The following is a 17,012-nucleotide window of genomic DNA, read 5'->3' as shown; positions in this document are numbered from 1 at the left end:
GCAGGTTACTGTGCGAAACTGCCGAGGAATCGTTGCAACAGTGGGTTGTACACCTCAGGGGCTTCCCAGAACGCTGCATGCCCCACACCGGGAATCACGTGATACGTGCCCTCCCAGAGATTCGCGAAGGTCAACGACGCGACATACGACGTGTTCACGAACGGGTCCTCGGCGCCGTCGATCACCGCGAGAGGCACAGACGCCGTTGCAACCAGAGCCTTCTGATCCGATTCGCGGCCGGCGCCGAATGCGTCGAACATGATCTTGCGAGCGCGTCCGTCCGTGCGTATCGCGGCGTCGAGGGCAGCCTGCTCGAAGGGAACGGCGGTCATTCGTGCGTAGAGTTCGGCTTCTTGCGCGGTGATGACCTCGGTGCCGCCGATGGACAATCCGTCGCCGGCATTGAAGGCGTCGCCGAGCGTCTCGGGATTTGTCGGCGGCGTACCGGTGATGACGATTCCGGTGAGCCCGGGGAATTTCGCGATCAACTCGAGAGCGATGTGTCCGCCGAGCGACCAGCCGACGACAACGGCTCTTTCGACGCCGAGTTCGGTCAGAACATCGACGATGGCGTCGGCGTAACCGTTCTGCGTGTATGCGGCTTCGGGATCGCTCGCGTCCTCGGAGTCGCCGTGGCCGAGTAGGTCCAGAGTGATCATGCGGTAGTCGCCGGCCCAGTCGGCGTCGACCTGATGACGGAAGATGGAGCGGCTGGCCGAGTTCCCGTGGATGAAGACAACCGGAAAACCGTCGGTGGCACTGTCGTCGACTGCCATGACGCCATGCCGGGTTTCGATCTTGGTGGTTGTCATCGGAATCCTCATCGTTCGAAGTGCACGGTCAGCGGGTATCCACGCTACCGGGCATATGCGGCATAGAGTTCACCCGTGGACTTCGCATTGCGCTCGTGCAGTTGGCACGGTCACGAGACCTACGCTCCGGACGAACCGGAACTGCGGGATCGACTACATGTGGATACTGCGGTGGGTCAGGCGTGGCGATGCCTACGTTGCGGCAACTTCGTCCCGGGAGCGCCCCGAGCATCGGGACCGGCGGACGCCGCCCCCGAGGTTCCGCGGGGGAGGCTGCTTCGCGACCGGTTGATCATGCGACTTCTTGCCACCGAGAGAATGTTCCGCGCTCTGGGTTTGGTTCTTCTGGCGATCGGTGTGTTCGAACTGAGATCGTCGAAGGGTCGCGCCGAGGACGCCTTCGAGAACGAATTGCCGTTGATCAGGCCACTTGCCCGTCAATTGGGCTGGAACATCGACGATTCCAAACTGGTCCATCACATCGAGCAGGCGTTTTCGTTGTCCGCTACGACGCTCACCTGGATCGCAGTCGGGCTGTTGGTCTACGCCGGCCTTCAAGTGATCGAGGCAGTCGGCCTGTGGATGGTCGAACGCTGGGGCGAGTACTTCGCGGTGGTGGCGACCAGCTTGTTCCTGCCCCTCGAAATCTACGAATTGACCGAGAAGATCACGTGGTTGAGGGCCGGGTTGCTGCTGGTGAACATCGCTGCCGTCGTATGGCTGATCTGGAGCAAGCGACTCTTCGGTGTCCGCGGCGGCGGCGCGGCGTATCACGCCGAACATTCGGAGGAGAGCTTGCTGACGGTGGAGAGGGCCGCGGTCAAGCAGGCTTCGTGAGACCAGCTTTCGACGCGGCAGCACCCGCCAGCGTTGCTGCACCGATCGTGATCATGGCGGCGAGGAGGATGGCTGCGGGTTCACCGTCGCCCATCACCCCCAATTGAGTGCCCACCGTAACTGCGGCAACCGGTACTCCCAGTTGTGCGGCGGACAGCACGCCGAGAGGGAGCGGGAGACCGAGGGCGCGTATCGCGGCGTGAACCACGAGAGTTGCTCCGCCCAAGACCAATCCGAGCCAGATGGCGGACGGATGGGTGACGAGGTCGCGCAGATTGATCGCCGCTCCCAACCAGACGAAGAAGAGGGGAGCGAAGAAGCCGTCGGTGATGGCGAAGAGCTGTTTGGCGAGGCGGCGGGGTTCACCGATCGCGGCAAGAACGAGCCCGAAGGCGAAGCCCGCGAGCATGATCGACACGTGAGTGCTCGACGCCAGCGCTGCCAGAGAAAAGAGGATCACCAGATTGATCCGGAGTTCGAGTGCAAACTTTCGTTTCTCCGAGAATTTGTGGAGCCTTCGCCAATGGCCGGACCGGTGGAAGGCTCGCAGTACGAAGAACAAGGCAACCGCACACGCCGCCACAGCCAGTGCGCCGACACCGGCACGAGGGGCATTGTCCGGATCGATCACCAAAGGCAGCGCAACAATGCAGACGGTGTCCGCGATCGCGACCTGGGCAGTCATCTGCAGAACCGAGGTTCCACCGAGCCCCAGCGAATCGACGATGGGGAGAATCAACGCCGCGGACGACGACGCGATCAGGACCGCGTACAGCGCGGCGTGACCGGTGCCGAATGCCGTCGCCGCACCGTAGCCGGCAACAACCGACAGAAGTCCGACGACAACCGAGCGAACGGCACCCTTGCCGATGGCCGCACGGACTGCCGGATCGCGAACCGGGACGTGTGAGCCGGCCACCATCATCGTGAGCGCGAATCCGATATCGGCCAGGAAGGTGAAAGTCCGGTCGGAAGAGTCCAGCAGCCCGAAACCTGTGACACCGAAGACGACGCCCGCGGCAAGTTCGCCGACCACCACGGGGACATGCCAACTGACGCGAGCGCCGAGCAGCGGGCCGAGAATGCCGGCCAGCGCGACGAGGGCAAGGATGCCGAAGGTCATCGACGACCTACGACGTCACTGTCGAGGGAGCGATCTTTGCAGGGATGCCGGTGTTCTCGTCCACGTGGTAGCTCGCACACACACGGTGGTAGCCGTCGGCGATCTGCGCCGGTACTCCGGCGCGGAAGTCTCCCTGCACCAGCAGGATCGGCGACAGCGCGATCCCCTTACGGATCTTCAACAGGTCGGCAGCCACGTGTGGGTTGTCGACCGGAAGCAGAGGGAGCCCAGCAGCCCGCAGGATGTCCTTGGCCTTCTTCGAGACCAGCGTCGCCGTCTCGAGGGCGTACACGAGAGCTTGGACCTGAACCGGCGTCGCGCCCAACTGGAGGTAATCGCGGGCTGCCGGGTAGTCGTGCTCGTCCGGCAGGTCCTTCCAGAGGACTGCGGGCGCCTTCGCCGCGGGTGCTTTTGACGCTACCGGCGCCTTCGTCTTGGCTGCCTTCGACGTTTTGCTCTTGGCCATCTGTGCTGTTTCCTTCAGTGTCGGTCCGCGAGTGGAGCTGGTGCAGAAATCGTGCACTATCAGCGCCGCAGGCACCACATCGGAGCTGTTTGGCCCCCTAGGCGGCGGGTAATCAGCAGACTGCGGGGGAACGAGCAGGAGGCGAAGCAATGAAGCGGATTCTCGCAGTGCTCGCAGCGCTGATCCTGGCGGTGTTCGCACTGACCGCGTGCAGTGACAACAACGATTCGTCGGACAACGATTCGGCCGATCACGACGGCATGGCGATGATCAGTATGCCGATGACCAGCATGCCGACCAGTATGTCGATGCCGAGCATGCCTCTGGGTATGTCGACGCCGGGAGCGTCGTCGATGGGAATCGTGATCAGCGGTTTCGAATACTCGACGCCGGAGTCGGTGATGCCCGGACAGGTACTGACCATTCAGAACAACGACACCGTCGAGCACTCGGTCACGTCCGATACGGCAGGACTGTTCAGTGAGGACATCGAGGCCGGCGAGACGGAAACCATCACGGTGCCGAACGAGCCGGGAACGTACACGTTCCACTGCACCTATCATCCGAGCATGCGCGGCACCTTGACGGTCAAGTAGAGGTCGGCTCGGTCTGGCGTGACTTTCGCGAGAAAACGTTGGCGGCACGCGCCGGATTGAGCTGGTGGAGAACAGATCCGGGTGTACGGTTTTCAGGTGCGCCGGAGAATTGCGATCAGTGTCGTCACGCTCGTGGTTTGCGCCCTCGGCTTTTCGCCGCCGGCGCTCGCGGATTCACCGAACGGCTCGTATTCGTCACAGCTGCTGTACTTCTCGGTCGATGTCGGGCCTGAACTCTCGACGCCGTGCACCGTCGTCGGTGAACTCTTTGTTCCCGATGGTGTCGACGCTGACAACCCAGCTCCCGCGATCCTGACCACCAACGGGTTCGGCGGTTCGTACAAGGACCAGATTCCTGCCCTGCAGAACTTCGCCGAGAACGGGTATGTCGGACTGACGTATTCGGGATTGGGTTTCGGCGGCACGAGTTGCAAGATCACCCTCGACTCTCCCGCATACGACGGTGTCGCCGCTTCCCAGTTGGTCAGCTTCCTCGGCGGCCAAGAAGGGATTGCCTTCACGGATCAGGCTCTGACGCAGCCCTATCCGGCGCTCACCGCGGTGGTTCAGGACTCCGTCGATCACACCGGTGCACCGTCGACGAACGACCCGCGGGTCGGAATGACGGGTGGCTCTTACGGCGGCGGGATTCAATTCGCCGCCGCGAGTGTCGATCCCCGTATCGACACGATCATCCCCATGATCACCTGGAACGATCTCTCGTATTCTCTGGCGCCCAACAGCACCGGGATCATCTCCGGAGTGTCGACTGCGGAGCCGGGAGCCGCGAAGGTGCTCTTTGCATCGCTGCTCTTCGGCGCGGGCATCGCGAATCCCGGTGTGGACGGTTACATCGCAGATCCCGCACGGCTACCCGGCTGCCCGAACTACGTCCCTTACATGTGCAACGCGATCGCCGAGGCGGTGGTGACCGGCGACATCGGACCGCAAGTAGTGAGTGAGCTCCGAGCGTCGTCGGTCTCGTCGTTCGTCGACCGGATCAACATTCCGGTACTGCTTGCTCAGGGGCAACAGGACACCCTGTTCGATCTGAACGAGGCAACCGCGACTTACGACGCGCTGAAGGATCGTGGCGTCGAAGCCAAGATGATCTGGCACTCGTGGGGGCACAGCCACTTGGCCGCTGCGCCGGGCGAGTTCAGCTTCTCCGCACCCGACGAGGATACCCAGTACGAGACCGGTCGCTTCATGGACTGGTTCGATCACTACCTCAAGGACGAGAACACGGAGACCGGCCCGGAATTCGCGTATTTCCGCAACTGGATCGACTACGAGGGAAACGCGGCACCGGCCTACGCGACGTCCGACACCGTCGATGTCGGGACCGCTCGCGCCTTCCATCTGTCCGCTGACGGGGGACTGCTACCGGACGGCACGCCGGTGATACCGGGTTCGAAGACGATCGTCACCGCACCGGCTGGGCTGCCGACGGGCGTAGAGCCACTCAATATCAATCCGGCCGGAAACATTCCGAATGCACAGATTCCGGGAACCGAGGCGCTCTGGACCACTGCGCCGATGACCGAGGCGATGGACGTGGTGGGAGCCCCCACTGTGACGCTGCGTGTTGCGGCGCCCGGACAGCCGGTGGTGTTCGCGAAACTCTACGACGTGGCTCCGGACGGAACTTCCTCGCTGATCAACGGACTCATCGCACCCATACGCATCAGTGATCCGTCGCAGCCGGTGCCGGTGACGATGCCGGCGATAGTGCATCGATTCGAGCCAGGGCATTCCGTGCGTCTCGCGATCACCGGTGGCGACATCAGTTTCCGTGGGGGATTGCAGGGCATGCCGGTGACGATCTTCGCCGACGGGTCCGGCCCCCTCGAACTTCCCGTCGTGGGCTGATACACCGTGGGCTGATACACCGTGGGCTGAATTTCAGCGGGTGATGGTTCGACTGTCGCCGCGGAACTCGGCCACGACGGCGTCGCCATTGCGAACGGTCACGTCGTAGATCCCACTTCGGCCGCCTCGAGCCTTCTCGGTGGCGACCGCGGTCAAGGTGTCGCCCAGACGGGTCGGACGCAGAAATCTGATGTCCGCGCGCGCTGCAACGGCTGAATCCTCGTAGCCGTTGCAGGCGAGCGCAAACGCGGTGTCCGCGAGCAGGAAAACATAACCGCCGTGTGTGATTCCGTGACCGTTCACCATGGTTTCGCCCACGGTGACGGTCACGGTTGCGCTACCGGGCGCCAGTTCGGAAATCTCGATACCGAGTGCCTGCGATGCCTGGTCCGCGTCGAACATCTCTCTGGCGGTGATGCTTCCTGTACTCACGAGACAACTCCTGTGTGATCGGGAAATTGCAGGGGTCTAGAGGACCGAGACAACTTCCTGGACATACATGTCGACCGTGCCGGTGGCAAAGTTTGCGACATCTTTTCCAGCGGCGCCCATCTCCGGGGACTTCAGGCCGCTCTGCATAGTCTCGAGATCGGGAAACTCGAGGTTGGCGACGGCATAGAAGACTGGATCGGAGCCGTCCAGCGTCGAGCACTTGCTGAACGTGAAGTCCGAGAGCCCTGGCACTGCGCTGGCGAGCGGGACGTGGATCTCGTTGTAGTACTTGTCGAAAGCCTCCGGATCGGTGGGGCGTCCGTAACACACTGCTACTCGATAGGTCATGTGCTTTCAATTCCCTTCGGGGCGAGTCTTGGCTACCAGAGTCAGGACGTCGTATGTCGCGACCGGATCGTTGTCCTGGTTCGTCACCACGGCGTCCCAACGAACCTCACCGTAGTCGGCGCTGCTGCGAGGTGTGATGGTCTTGGCTGTGAGGGTGACCGTCAGGCTGTCTTCGGCTTTGACCGGAGTCAGGAACCTGAGGCTGTCCACGCCGAAGTTCGCGAGAACCGGGCCGGGAGCCGGGTCGACGAACAGGCCCGCAGCGAGTGAGACAACAAGATAGCCGTGCGCGACGATGCCGCCGAAGAGTGGATTCGCCGCAGCGGCCACCGGATCGGTGTGAGCGTAGAAGGTGTCACCGGTGAACTCTGCAAAATGATCGATGTCTGCGAGTGTGACCTGGCGCGGACCGCCGACAACAGTGTCACCGATCTTCAACTCGGCGAGACTCTTTCGGAATGGATGTTCGGATCCGGTCGTGCGCTGCGATCCGGTGAACCAGCGCTCGCCGACTGCGGTGAGGACGTCGGGTGTGCCCTGTACGGCGGTCCGCTGCATGTGGTGCAGAACTCCGCGGATGCCACCCAGCTCCTCACCGCCGCCGGCACGGCCGGGACCGCCGTGTACGAGGACTGGAAGGGGAGAGCCGTGGCCGGTGGATTCCTTGGCGTCGTCGCGGTTCAGCACGAGCACTCTGCCGTGAAAAGCTGCGAGACCCAGCACCAGTCGACGTGCGATGTCGGTGTCGGCAGTGACCACCGAGGCGACGAGGCTTCCCTCGCCACGGGCCGCGAGTTCGATCGCATGATCGATGCCGTCGTATCCGATGACGGTGCTGACGGGTCCGAAGGCCTCCAGTTCGTGTACCTCGTGCGCATTCTCTTCCGCCCGGAGAAGGACTGGGGAAAGGAAGGCTCCTGACTGGCCGTCGGCACCGACCACGTCGACGTTGTCCGGGTCTCCGAATACGATAGTTGCCGACTTCGTCAGACCGCGAATGGATTTCAAGACCTCGTCACGCTGTTCGATGCTGGCGAGAGCTCCCATAGTGACGCCATCAGCATCGGGGTGTCCCACGACCACTTTGTTCAGTCGCTCGGATGCGGCATCGACAACGGCGTCGACCAGCGAGAGCGGGACCAGGGCGCGCCGGATCGCCGTGCACTTCTGGCCCGCCTTGACCGTCATCTCGGTGACGAGTTGTTTGACGTACAAATCGAATTCGGGCGTTCCTGGTACGGCGTCCTCGCCGAGGATCGACGCGTTGAGTGAATCGGCTTCGGCATTGAAATGGACGCCCTTGCCGACGACGTTCGGGTGAGCACGCAGCGTTGCCGCGGTGTCGGCGGATCCGGTGAATGCCACTGAGTCCTGCCCGCCGAGGTGATCGAGGAGGCCGCGTGCACTACCGGAGAGCAGTTGGACGGAACCCTCTGGGAGCAAGCCTGACTCGATGATGCGCCGGAAGACGAGTTCGGTGAGATATGCCGTGGAACTGGCAGGTTTGACGATGGACGGCACCCCCGCGATGAATGCCGGTGCCAGCTTCTCCAGGAACCCCCACACCGGGAAATTGAAGGCGTTGATCTGCACGGCGACGCCGCGACGTGATGTATAGATGTGTTGCCCGAGGAAGGTTCCGCCCTTGCCGAGAGGCTCGACGTTTCCGTCCAGAAAGACTGTGCTGTCGGGCAATTCGCGCCGAGCCTTGCTCGCGTAGCTCAGTAGGGTCCCGAATCCGCCGTCGATGTCCACCCCGGAATCTCGCGTCGTCGCACCGGTGGCAGTGGCGAGTGTGTAGAACTCGGCTTTTCCTGCCATCAACGTGAGGGCGAGAGCCTTGAGCGCGCCGGCACGTTCGTGGAAGGTCATCGCGGACAGTGCAGGCCCGCCGACCTCGCGGGCGTACGTAACCATCTCGGCGAGGTCGATGCCGGTTGCGGAGATCCGGGCCACCTCCGATCCGTCCACTGCGCTCGGCAACGGGGTACCTGCGTCCGGTGCGGCGTACCACTGACCGGCCACATAGCTTTCCAACAGTCTGCTCACGACAACTCCATCTCACCGTACGTTCGGTCGGTAATTACGATCGCCCGGTAACGCCGCGTTGTCAAGGATTCGGCAGAACTGCCTGGAGTCAGGCCTTGCGAAGTCCGTCGAAAGTGACGGCGACGACCGCGTCGGCGATGTCGGAGACGGACTCACCCGCTCGGGGTTTGTACCACTCGATCAGTGAGTTGACGGTGCCGAACATCAGCTTGCTGGCGAGGGCTGGTTCGATGTCCGGGCGCAAGTCTCCCTCCGCTGCGGCGGACGCGACGAGACCTCCGACGAAGTTGTCGAATTCGCGTCGATGAGCTAGCGCGGCGCGCTCGACCGTCGTGTTGCCGCGGACGCGCAGGAGCAGGGTGACGTATGGAAGCTCTGCGACCAGCACCTCTACGCTGCGCCGGACCAGGTATTCGAGCCGGTCGATGTACGGACCGGTGGTGGCGCCCTCTTCGGTCGTGACCGCAAACAGGGCGTTGAGTGCACGCGAAAGGGCGAGTTCGAGAAGTTCTGACTTTCCGGACACATGGTGGTAGATCGAGGACTTCGTGATGCCGAGTTTCTTGGCGAGCACCTCCATGCTGGCGCCGTCGTAGCCCTTGTCGTTGAACACCTTCACGGCCACGGCCAGGAGCGAATCGAGGTCGTAGCCGGGACGTCCGGGGAGGCCGGTGCGTCGAGTGGGGCGTGCCGTAGTCATGTCCCCATCTTCTCAGTTCGGGCAAAGCTGTGCACCATCCTCGTTCTCACCCTTGCCAAACGACCGAATGTTCGGTTACTAATGGAGAAGAGCGAGAAGGAGCGAATGTGAACACCCTGCACGTGGACGAGCGCGAGGATCGCGTCGTGGTCACCCTCGACAGGCCCGCGCAACGCAATGCGATCAACGCGGAAATGATCGACGAACTGCATCAGGTTTGTGGACGCCTCGAACGGGATCCGAAGCTGCTCCTGCTTGCGGGGCGCGGCGATCACTTCGCAGGCGGCGCTGACATCGCGGAGCTCCGAGAGCGCGGACGAGAGGAAGCGTTCGCGGGTATCAACCGCACGCTGTTCGACCGAATCGGAAAGCTCCCGCTTCCCACCGTGGCCGCCGTGAGCGGCTACGCGCTCGGCGGTGGGGCAGAGTTGACCTACGCCTGCGACATTCGCATCGCGACAACGACGGCGGTCTTCGGGAATCCGGAGCCCAATCTCGGCATAATGGCAGCCGCCGGCGCCAGCTATCGATTGCCGAAGCTCGTCGGCGTCTCGATCGCGAAGCAGGTGCTCCTCGGTGCCAGGAACCTCGACGCCGAGTTGGCGCTACGAGCGGGCCTGGTTGTCGAGGTAACCGAACCGAACTGCCACGTCGACGCAGCGCATCGGCTGCTCGACCGCATTTCCCGACTGTCCCCGCTGGCACTGCGATTGACCAAGATCATCGTCGATGCGCCGGGATCGCATCCGTTTGCCGACGACATCGCCCAGGCCGTCCTGTTCGAGAGTTCGGACAAGCGCGATCGCATGACGGCCTTCCTGGAGAAGAAATCATGACTGAAGCAGTTGCACCGAAGACCGTCGGAGTCATCGGCGGTGGACGCATGGGTGCGGGTATCGCCCAGGTGTTCGCCAGTCTCGGCGGGGCGGTCACCATCGCGGAGAGTGGCGACACCGCGGCCGCGTTGCAGCGTGTTTCCGCCGGCCTCGACAGAGCTCACGAGCGAGGGAAACTCGACGACCAGGACCCCGCGACGGTGCTGGCGCGCGTGAGCACCGTGGACGCAGTGACCTCGTTGCCACCGTCGCTCGACCTGATCGTCGAGGCGGTCCCGGAAATTGCGGCCCTCAAGGTCGAGGTGCTCGCCGCTGCGGAAACCGTTGCCGGAGAAAGCACCGTGATCGCCAGCAACACCAGTTCCATGTCGATCGCCGAACTCGGCGCAGCGCTGTCGGATCCGGGCCGGTTCATCGGTATGCACTTCTTCAATCCAGTCCCGGCGTCGCTGTTGGTCGAGATCGTCCGGGCGCCTCAGACCCGCCCCGAGGTTGTCGACTCGGTACGAGCATGGGTGTCGATGCTCGGCAAAGCCGAGGTGCTCGTCAACGACTCACCTGGTTTTGCAACCAGCCGGCTTGGTGTCGGTCTCGGGCTCGAAGCCATCCGCATGCTCGAAGAGGGTGTGGCGGACGCGGAATCGATCGACCGAGCAATGGAATTGGGGTATCGGCATCCGATGGGCCCGCTGCGTTCGACAGATCTGGTCGGGTTGAATGTGCGCCTGGCGATCGCCGAACACCTCGCGAGCACGCTCGGTGATCGATTTGCACCTCCAGCACTGCTGCGAGAGAAGGTGGCTCGCGGCGAGTTGGGGCGCAAGACGGGACAGGGTTTTCACACATGGAGCTGACCCGAACTGCCTGCGAAAGGAACATCGATGACTGACGTGATTCGCTTGGAGATCGAGCGAGGTTTGGCGACAATCACTCTCGACCGACCCAAGGCCGCCAATGCCGTCAACGGCGAAATGAAGTCTCAGCTGCTCGAAGCGTTGCTGCAGGTCCACGCGGACGCAGAGGTTCGAGCGGTGTTGATTCTCGCCGAAGGCAAGAACTTCTGCGTCGGTCAGGATCTGGGCGAGCACGCCGCAGCGTTGGATGCTGATCCGGCGCACGCGATGGATACCGTCGAGGCGCACTACAACCCCATCGTCACGGCACTGTCGACGCTCTCTGTCCCGGTGGTGGTGGGTATCGGCGGAGCCTGCGTCGGGGCCGGGTTGGGAATCGCGTTGGCCGGAGACATCCGTGTCGTGGGGGCTCGCGCGAGCTTTGCGACGGCATTCACCGGCATCGGTCTGGCCAGTGACTCCGGGCTCAGTCATGCGCTCGTGCACGCGCTCGGACCTAGCCGCGCCAGTGGCCTGATGTTGCTCGGCGACAAGTTCGACGCGCAGAGCGCGCTGGAGTGGGGCTTGGTTCATCGCGTGGTGGCCGACGAGGACGTCGCAGCTGAGGCTCGGGTACTCGCGCGTCGGCTTGCCGACGGACCCACCGCGGCCTTCGCCCACGTGAAATCGCTGATCCGTGCCGTTGCTCCTGGGCTTTCCCAGACGCTGGCGGCCGAGGCGAACGCACAGGTGGAGCTGGGTTCCACGGCAGATCATCGAGGCGCAGTCACGGCTTTCCTGTCGAAGCAGAAGCCGGTTTTCGAGGGCCGCTGATTTCTGGTGCGGCGAAAGATTCTCTTGTGTGCTGGGACACCTCGGTGCATACTAGTTACCAACCGATCATTCGGTAATAAAAGGTAGGTACGATGACCAACGTGGAAGCTCCACAAGACCTGCAGAACCTGTTCGACGAGACGATCGCGGCAGACCAGCGCATCGAGCCTCGCGACTGGATGCCGGACGGCTACCGCAAGACTCTGATCCGTCAGGTCGCCCAGCATGCGCACTCCGAAATCATCGGAATGCAGCCCGAGGGAAACTGGCTCACCCGTGCGCCTTCGTTGCGACGCAAGGCGATCTTGATGGCGAAGGTCCAGGACGAAGCCGGGCACGGTCTGTATCTCTACTCCGCGGCCGAGACGCTCGGTGCCGATCGTGGCGATCTGACCACCAAACTGATCGAGGGAAAGCAGAAGTACTCCTCGATCTTCAACTATCCGACGCTGACATACGCCGACGTGGGTGTGATCGGCTGGCTGGTCGACGGAGCTGCTATCTGCAATCAGGTTCCGCTGTGCCGCAGCTCCTTCGGGCCGTATGCGCGCGCGATGATCCGTGTGTGCAAGGAGGAATCGTTCCATCAGCGGCAAGGCTTCGAGCTGTTGGCGACGATGATGCGCGGCACGGAAGCTCAACGGGCAATGGTGCAGGAAGCCGTCGACCGATGGTGGTGGCCCGCTCTGATGATGTTCGGACCGCCGGACGACGAATCGCCGAACACCGAGCAGTCGATGAAGTGGCGCATCAAGCGGCACACGAACGACGAACTGCGGCAACGATTCGTGGACATGTCGATACCGCAGGCCGAGATGCTCGGTGTGACCTTCCCTGATCCCGACCTGCGCTGGAACCCCGAGCGTGGCGCACACGATTTCGGCGAGCCGGACTGGAGCGAATTCATGGACGTGGTCCGCGGCAACGGAGCGGCGAGCGTCGAGCGGATCACCAATCGGAGAGCCGCACACGACAACGGGGCCTGGGTTCGCGACGCCGCGTACGCCTTTGCACAGCGCGAGAGACTCGCGCACGATCGCACGACTGGGGAAACATCATGAGCGAGAACGATCAGGTACAGCGCGATCAGGTGCGGGGCGAATGGCCTTTGTACGAGGTATTTCTGAGGGGAAAGCGCGGACTGAACCACGTGCACGTCGGATCCCTGCGCGCGGCAGACGATCAGATGGCCCTACGCCACGCGCGCGACGTCTACACCAGACGTAACGAAGGCGTGAGCATCTGGGTCGTGCCGTCAGCGAACATCGTGGCTTCGAGTCCGGCAGAAAAGGATCCGTTCTTCGCGCCGAGCGGCGACAAGGTCTACCGGCACCCGACTTTCTACGACATCCCGGACTCCGTTCCGCACATGTGAGAATCACTTCGACTTCGAGGACCAACAGATGAACGATCACGACAGTGCCTACGACGGCCTGGTCGACGGCGACGGCCACGGTCAGTGGGCGTTCGGAACCAGCTTCGACGACCCCCTCGCCGGAGTCGACACCACGGTGCCGGATGACGTCGATCTCGGTGCGCTGGCGCACTACTGCCTCATGCTCGGCGACGACGCGCTCGTCAGTTCGCAGCGCCTCGCCGAATGGTCGACGCGGGCACCGGAACTCGAAGAAGAGGTAGCTCTCGCGAATGTCGGTCTGGATCTGATCGGACAGGCCAGGCTGCTGCTGGCTCGCGCGGCAGCAGCCGATTCCACTGTCGTTCCGTTCATCTCGGACACGTCGCCGGTGCCGGCTGAAGATGCGTTTGCCTTCTTTCGTGATCAGTTCCGTTTCCGCAACGTGAGACTGGTGGAGCTCGCCAACGGCGACTTCGCGCACACGGTCGTTCGGCTGCTCGTGTTCTCGACCTGGCGGCTGGCGCTGTTCGATCGGCTCCGCACATCGCGGGACCCGGTCCTCGCGGCCGTGGCGAACAAGGGCGTCAAAGAACTGACCTACCACCGCGACTACGCGGCAAGATGGGTCGTCACGTTGGGCGCCGGCACGGCAGAATCCAAGCGTCGGACTGCCGCGGCCCTGCTCGAGATCTTCCCGTTCGTGGACGAACTCTTTGTTCCCACCCAGGACGAACTCGTTTTGGCAGAAGTTGGCGTCGGAGTGGATCCGCGTACTGTTCGGCCGGAGTTCGACGCTGTTCTTGCCCAGGTCCTCCATGCAGCCGAAATGGAAGAGCCCCCTTCGCGTTTCTCCGGTTTCGTCGGCGGCCGCGGCGGGCGTGCCGGACTGCACACCGGGGCACTGGGGCTACTTCTCGCCGAAATGCAGAGCGTCGCTCGGGAGCATCCGGAAGGGGTGTGGTGACCGTGACTGCCGCTACCGTCTCTTCCGCTACTGTCTCTTCGGCGCAGGAGATCGTCGCCTCGGTGATGGATCCGGAGATGCCACTGTTGACCTTGGCCGATCTCGGCGTCATCCGATCGGTCGACGTCGAAGCGAACTTGGTCTGTGTGACAATCACTCCCACCTATTCCGGGTGTCCGGCGATGGCGACGATGCGAGACGACATCGAGCACAAGCTGACCGACGCGGGGTACGGCAGCGTCCAGATCAAGACTCAACTGTCGCCGCCTTGGAGTTCGGATTGGATCAGCGAAGAGGGGCTCGCGAAACTTCGGACGGCCGGGTACTCGGTGCCGGGGGCCGCGCCGCGTCGCACCTCCGGCCCGATCGCCTTGACCTTGACGGCCAAGCCGCGCGACATCCTGTGCCCCCAGTGCGGTTCGGCAAACACCAGACTGAGTTCGGAATTCGGTGCGACCCTGTGCAAAGCGCTCTATCGCTGCCTCGACTGCCTCGAGCCGTTCGATCACGTGAAGGAGATCTGAACAGATGAGTACCGCAACGACGAACCGGAACAAACCATTTCACCCGTTGACGGTCGCCGGTGTCGAATCACTGTGCGACGACGCAGTTGCCGTCACCTTCGACGTGCCTGCCGATATCGCCGATCAATTCGACTTCGGCGCCGGGCAGTCACTGACACTGCGGCGGATGATCGACGGCGTCGAACACCGTCGCTCCTACTCGATCTGTGCACCGGTAGGGGCGTCTCCACGGGTGGGGGTTCGCGAAGTGGCAGACGGACTCTTCTCCTCCTGGTTGGTGCGAGACGTCAAGGCCGGGGATCGAATCGACGTCCAGGGCCCATCTGGCAATTTTGTCGCCGATCCGGCATTGGGTGGACGGCACGTTCTGATCGCGGCGGGCTCCGGAATCACGCCCATGTTGTCCATCGCTGCAACACTGCTGGTGAACCCCGAGGCCGATGTCACCCTGCTGTACGGGAACAGGCGCACCCGTTCGGTCATGTTCGCCGAAGAGATCGCCGACCTGAAGGACCGGTACGGTGCGCGCCTGGACGTTATTCATGTCCTCTCTCGCGAGCCGCGCGAGGTCGAGTTGTTCTCGGGCCGTCTCGACGCCGACCGGTTGCGTGAGATCTTCACCTCTCTCGTTCCGTGCGACCAGGTCGACGGCTTCTGGTTGTGTGGTCCGTTCGGGATGGTCAACGACGCCCAGGAAGTACTGGCCGGCTTGGGAATTGCCAAGGATCGCATCCATCACGAGCTGTTCTACGTCGACGACGTCGCTCCGCCGGTTGCAGTGCATCGTGAGCCCGGAATTGTGGGACCAGGCAGCGAGGTCACCATCACGCTCGACGGTCGATCGACCACCGCGACACTTCCGCGAGACCAGTCGATTCTCGATGCAGCGGAACAGTACCGATCGGATCTGCCCTTCGCGTGCAAGGGCGGGGTCTGTGGAACGTGTCGCGCCAAGGTCACCTGCGGTGACGTCGAGATGCGCAGGAACTACGCACTCGAAGACTACGAAGTCGACGCGGGTTTTGTACTGACCTGCCAGACCTTCCCTGTCGGTGAACAGATAACAGTCGATTTCGACGCCTGACCGCCCGCACAGCGCCCTCACTGAGCCCACCGGAGACAATCATGACCGAACTCGTCACTGCTACTTCGCAAGAAATCGAATTTGCCAGTCGGGACCGCATTTCGACGCTCCAACTCGAGCGGATGCAATGGTCCCTGATGCACGCGTACACCAATGTTCCGCACTACCGCAAAGCTTTCGACGACGCCGGCGTCCACCCGAGCGACTTGAAGGATCTGAGCGATCTCGCGAAGTTTCCCTTCACCACCAAAGCGGATCTACGTGAGAACTATCCGTTCAAGATGTTTGCGGTGCCACAGGACCGGGTCTCGCGAATTCACGCGTCTTCGGGGACCACCGGTCGCCCGACGGTGGTGGGGTACACGAGCAACGACCTGAACAACTGGGCCGATCTCATCGCGCGCAGTCTCTCGGCCGGGGGCGTGCGGTCTTCGGACAAGGTTCACGTGGCTTACGGGTACGGTCTGTTCACCGGTGGGTTGGGAGCACACTACGGTGCGGAGCGCTTGGGCTGCACGGTCATTCCCATGTCCGGTGGCATGACCGAGCGGCAGATTCAACTGATCGAGGACTTCGAGCCCGACGCCATCATGGTGACTCCGTCGTACATGTTGACCATCGTGGATGCGATGATCAAGAAAGGCATCGATCCCTCGAAGACCTCACTGAGGGTGGGAGTTTTCGGAGCGGAGCCGTGGACCGAACAGATGCGTACCGAGCTGGAACAGCAACTCGACATGCATGTGGTCGACATCTACGGACTCTCCGAGATCATGGGCCCGGGTGTGGCAATGGAATGTGTGGAAACCAAAGACGGGCTCCATATCTGGGAAGACCACTTCTACCCGGAGATCATCGATCCGGTCACGGGCGAAGTGCTGCCGGACGGTGAAGAAGGTGAGCTGGTTTTCACCTCTCTCACCAAGGAAGCGCTGCCCATCATTCGCTACCGAACCAGGGACCTGACCCGACTGTTGCCGGGTACGGCGCGCTCGATGCGTCGGATGCAGAAGGTCACCGGCCGGACCGACGACATGATCATCCTGCGTGGGGTCAATCTGTTCCCCACACAGATCGAAGAGCTGATCCTGACCGTCCCCGCCCTGGCACCCCAATTCCAGTGTGTGCTGGAGCGTCCGGGCCGGATGGATACTCTGACAGTGCGCGTCGAGGCTCGTCCTGACGCGGCAATTTCCGATCATGCGGCAGCGTCTTCGGCGTTGCAGAAGCTGGTGAAGAACAAGATCGGTGTCACGGTCGAGGTGAGCGTTCTCGAACCCGGCGGACTCGAACGCTCGATCGGCAAAGCGCGTCGTCTGATCGACCAACGTCCGAAGGACTGAAA

The 17,012-nt window shown here is 62.7% G+C and carries 19 protein-coding genes; 12 read left to right on the top strand and 7 right to left on the bottom strand.

The genetic code is table 11. From position 1 onward, the window contains the following. Window positions 1-5: 5 nt before the first annotated feature. Window positions 6-812, bottom strand: coding sequence for an alpha/beta fold hydrolase (locus RHP72_RS26865; RefSeq protein WP_064113657.1), 807 nt, complete (start codon window positions 810-812; stop codon window positions 6-8). Window positions 813-887: 75 nt separating this feature from the next. Between RHP72_RS26865 and RHP72_RS26860 the strand changes: the two genes are divergently transcribed. Beyond that, entirely contained in the window at window positions 888-1,649 is a 762-nt protein-coding gene (locus tag RHP72_RS26860) for a DUF2127 domain-containing protein (protein WP_003943067.1), read from the top strand. Here RHP72_RS26860 and RHP72_RS26855 read toward each other — a convergent pair. Next, entirely contained in the window at window positions 1,633-2,772 is a 1,140-nt protein-coding gene (locus RHP72_RS26855; protein ID WP_054187526.1) for a cation:proton antiporter, read from the bottom strand. The genes RHP72_RS26860 and RHP72_RS26855 overlap by 17 nt on opposite strands. Window positions 2,773-2,779: 7 nt before the next feature. Further along, a complete protein-coding gene (locus tag RHP72_RS26850) occupies window positions 2,780-3,238 on the bottom strand; it encodes a hypothetical protein (protein ID WP_311094033.1) in 459 nt (152 codons plus the stop codon). A 149-nt stretch (window positions 3,239-3,387) separates the two neighbouring features. Between RHP72_RS26850 and RHP72_RS26845 the strand changes: the two genes are divergently transcribed. Further along, the gene (locus RHP72_RS26845; protein ID WP_311094032.1) at window positions 3,388-3,834 is read left to right on the top strand and encodes a cupredoxin domain-containing protein; all 447 of its coding nucleotides are present in this window, start codon (window positions 3,388-3,390) and stop codon (window positions 3,832-3,834) included. An 81-nt stretch (window positions 3,835-3,915) separates the two neighbouring features. Continuing rightward, window positions 3,916-5,706, top strand: coding sequence for a CocE/NonD family hydrolase (locus RHP72_RS26840; protein ID WP_397517600.1), 1,791 nt, complete (start codon window positions 3,916-3,918; stop codon window positions 5,704-5,706). Between the two features lie 33 nt (window positions 5,707-5,739). Here RHP72_RS26840 and paaI read toward each other — a convergent pair whose 3' ends face one another. The 4 genes from paaI to RHP72_RS26820 form a co-directional block, all read right to left on the bottom strand. After that, window positions 5,740-6,108 carry a hydroxyphenylacetyl-CoA thioesterase PaaI gene (gene paaI / locus RHP72_RS26835; RefSeq protein ID WP_047269444.1) on the bottom strand — a complete coding sequence of 123 codons (369 nt, stop codon included), beginning with the start codon at window positions 6,106-6,108 and terminating at the stop codon, window positions 5,740-5,742. Between the two features lie 66 nt (window positions 6,109-6,174). After that, window positions 6,175-6,486, bottom strand: coding sequence for an EthD family reductase (locus RHP72_RS26830; RefSeq protein WP_007730606.1), 312 nt, complete (start codon window positions 6,484-6,486; stop codon window positions 6,175-6,177). 6 nt (window positions 6,487-6,492) lie between these two features. Next, a complete protein-coding gene (paaZ, locus tag RHP72_RS26825; protein WP_311094030.1) occupies window positions 6,493-8,535 on the bottom strand; it encodes a phenylacetic acid degradation bifunctional protein PaaZ in 2,043 nt (680 codons plus the stop codon). Window positions 8,536-8,623: 88 nt separating this feature from the next. After that, complete coding sequence (locus RHP72_RS26820) at window positions 8,624-9,235, bottom strand: TetR/AcrR family transcriptional regulator (RefSeq protein WP_311094029.1); 612 nt, start codon at window positions 9,233-9,235, stop codon at window positions 8,624-8,626. Between the two features lie 107 nt (window positions 9,236-9,342). On the opposite strand from RHP72_RS26820, the gene RHP72_RS26815 reads away from it, so the two are divergent. From RHP72_RS26815 to paaK, 9 genes are all read left to right on the top strand, one after another. Continuing rightward, the gene (locus tag RHP72_RS26815; RefSeq protein WP_151098376.1) at window positions 9,343-10,071 is read left to right on the top strand and encodes an enoyl-CoA hydratase/isomerase family protein; all 729 of its coding nucleotides are present in this window, start codon (window positions 9,343-9,345) and stop codon (window positions 10,069-10,071) included. Continuing rightward, a complete protein-coding gene (locus RHP72_RS26810; protein ID WP_311094028.1) occupies window positions 10,068-10,925 on the top strand; it encodes a 3-hydroxyacyl-CoA dehydrogenase family protein in 858 nt (285 codons plus the stop codon). Before RHP72_RS26815 ends, RHP72_RS26810 begins: the two co-directional genes overlap by 4 nt. A gap of 27 nt (window positions 10,926-10,952) precedes the next feature. Next, window positions 10,953-11,738 (top strand): enoyl-CoA hydratase-related protein, encoded by a 786-nt coding sequence (locus tag RHP72_RS26805; RefSeq protein ID WP_029256503.1) that lies wholly within the window; start codon window positions 10,953-10,955, stop codon window positions 11,736-11,738. A gap of 92 nt (window positions 11,739-11,830) precedes the next feature. Beyond that, the gene (gene paaA, locus RHP72_RS26800; RefSeq protein WP_047269397.1) at window positions 11,831-12,799 is read left to right on the top strand and encodes a 1,2-phenylacetyl-CoA epoxidase subunit PaaA; all 969 of its coding nucleotides are present in this window, start codon (window positions 11,831-11,833) and stop codon (window positions 12,797-12,799) included. After that, a complete protein-coding gene (gene paaB / locus RHP72_RS26795) occupies window positions 12,796-13,113 on the top strand; it encodes a 1,2-phenylacetyl-CoA epoxidase subunit PaaB (RefSeq protein ID WP_007730622.1) in 318 nt (105 codons plus the stop codon). Before paaA ends, paaB begins: the two co-directional genes overlap by 4 nt. A 28-nt stretch (window positions 13,114-13,141) precedes the next feature. After that, window positions 13,142-14,059, top strand: coding sequence for a 1,2-phenylacetyl-CoA epoxidase subunit PaaC (gene paaC / locus RHP72_RS26790; RefSeq protein ID WP_311094027.1), 918 nt, complete (start codon window positions 13,142-13,144; stop codon window positions 14,057-14,059). Between the two features lie 65 nt (window positions 14,060-14,124). Continuing rightward, window positions 14,125-14,583, top strand: a complete 459-nt coding sequence (paaD, locus tag RHP72_RS26785) for a 1,2-phenylacetyl-CoA epoxidase subunit PaaD (RefSeq protein WP_047269445.1) — start codon at window positions 14,125-14,127, stop codon at window positions 14,581-14,583. A 4-nt stretch (window positions 14,584-14,587) separates the two neighbouring features. Then, complete coding sequence (gene paaE, locus RHP72_RS26780) at window positions 14,588-15,667, top strand: 1,2-phenylacetyl-CoA epoxidase subunit PaaE (protein ID WP_003942835.1); 1,080 nt, start codon at window positions 14,588-14,590, stop codon at window positions 15,665-15,667. Window positions 15,668-15,708: 41 nt separating this feature from the next. After that, window positions 15,709-17,010, top strand: a complete 1,302-nt coding sequence (gene paaK, locus RHP72_RS26775; RefSeq protein ID WP_311094026.1) for a phenylacetate--CoA ligase PaaK — start codon at window positions 15,709-15,711, stop codon at window positions 17,008-17,010. Window positions 17,011-17,012 lie beyond the last annotated feature (2 nt).

This window comes from Rhodococcus sp. SG20037, from assembly GCF_031763325.1.
GTDB lineage: Bacteria > Actinomycetota > Actinomycetes > Mycobacteriales > Mycobacteriaceae > Rhodococcus_F > Rhodococcus_F qingshengii.
This window is presented reverse-complemented; position numbering and strand designations above follow the sequence as displayed.

Bases quoted from the DNA above. Each gene is read 5' to 3' on its own strand.
- RHP72_RS26855 (WP_054187526.1), bottom strand. From the start codon at position 2,772: ATGACCTTCGGCATCCTTGCCCTCGTCGCGCTGGCCGGCATTCTCGGC.
- RHP72_RS26865 (WP_064113657.1), bottom strand. From the start codon at position 812: ATGACAACCACCAAGATCGAAACCCGGCATGGCGTCATGGCAGTCGAC.
- RHP72_RS26830 (WP_007730606.1), bottom strand. From the start codon at position 6,486: ATGACCTATCGAGTAGCAGTGTGTTACGGACGCCCCACCGATCCGGAG.
- paaD (WP_047269445.1), top strand. From the start codon at position 14,125: ATGGATCCGGAGATGCCACTGTTGACCTTGGCCGATCTCGGCGTCATC.
- paaI (WP_047269444.1), bottom strand. From the start codon at position 6,108: ATGTTCGACGCGGACCAGGCATCGCAGGCACTCGGTATCGAGATTTCC.
- RHP72_RS26810 (WP_311094028.1), top strand. From the start codon at position 10,068: ATGACTGAAGCAGTTGCACCGAAGACCGTCGGAGTCATCGGCGGTGGA.
- paaC (WP_311094027.1), top strand. From the start codon at position 13,142: ATGAACGATCACGACAGTGCCTACGACGGCCTGGTCGACGGCGACGGC.
- paaE (WP_003942835.1), top strand. From the start codon at position 14,588: ATGAGTACCGCAACGACGAACCGGAACAAACCATTTCACCCGTTGACG.
- paaK (WP_311094026.1), top strand. From the start codon at position 15,709: ATGACCGAACTCGTCACTGCTACTTCGCAAGAAATCGAATTTGCCAGT.
- paaB (WP_007730622.1), top strand. From the start codon at position 12,796: ATGAGCGAGAACGATCAGGTACAGCGCGATCAGGTGCGGGGCGAATGG.
- RHP72_RS26820 (WP_311094029.1), bottom strand. From the start codon at position 9,235: ATGACTACGGCACGCCCCACTCGACGCACCGGCCTCCCCGGACGTCCC.
- RHP72_RS26845 (WP_311094032.1), top strand. From the start codon at position 3,388: ATGAAGCGGATTCTCGCAGTGCTCGCAGCGCTGATCCTGGCGGTGTTC.
- RHP72_RS26805 (WP_029256503.1), top strand. From the start codon at position 10,953: ATGACTGACGTGATTCGCTTGGAGATCGAGCGAGGTTTGGCGACAATC.
- paaA (WP_047269397.1), top strand. From the start codon at position 11,831: ATGACCAACGTGGAAGCTCCACAAGACCTGCAGAACCTGTTCGACGAG.
- RHP72_RS26850 (WP_311094033.1), bottom strand. From the start codon at position 3,238: ATGGCCAAGAGCAAAACGTCGAAGGCAGCCAAGACGAAGGCGCCGGTA.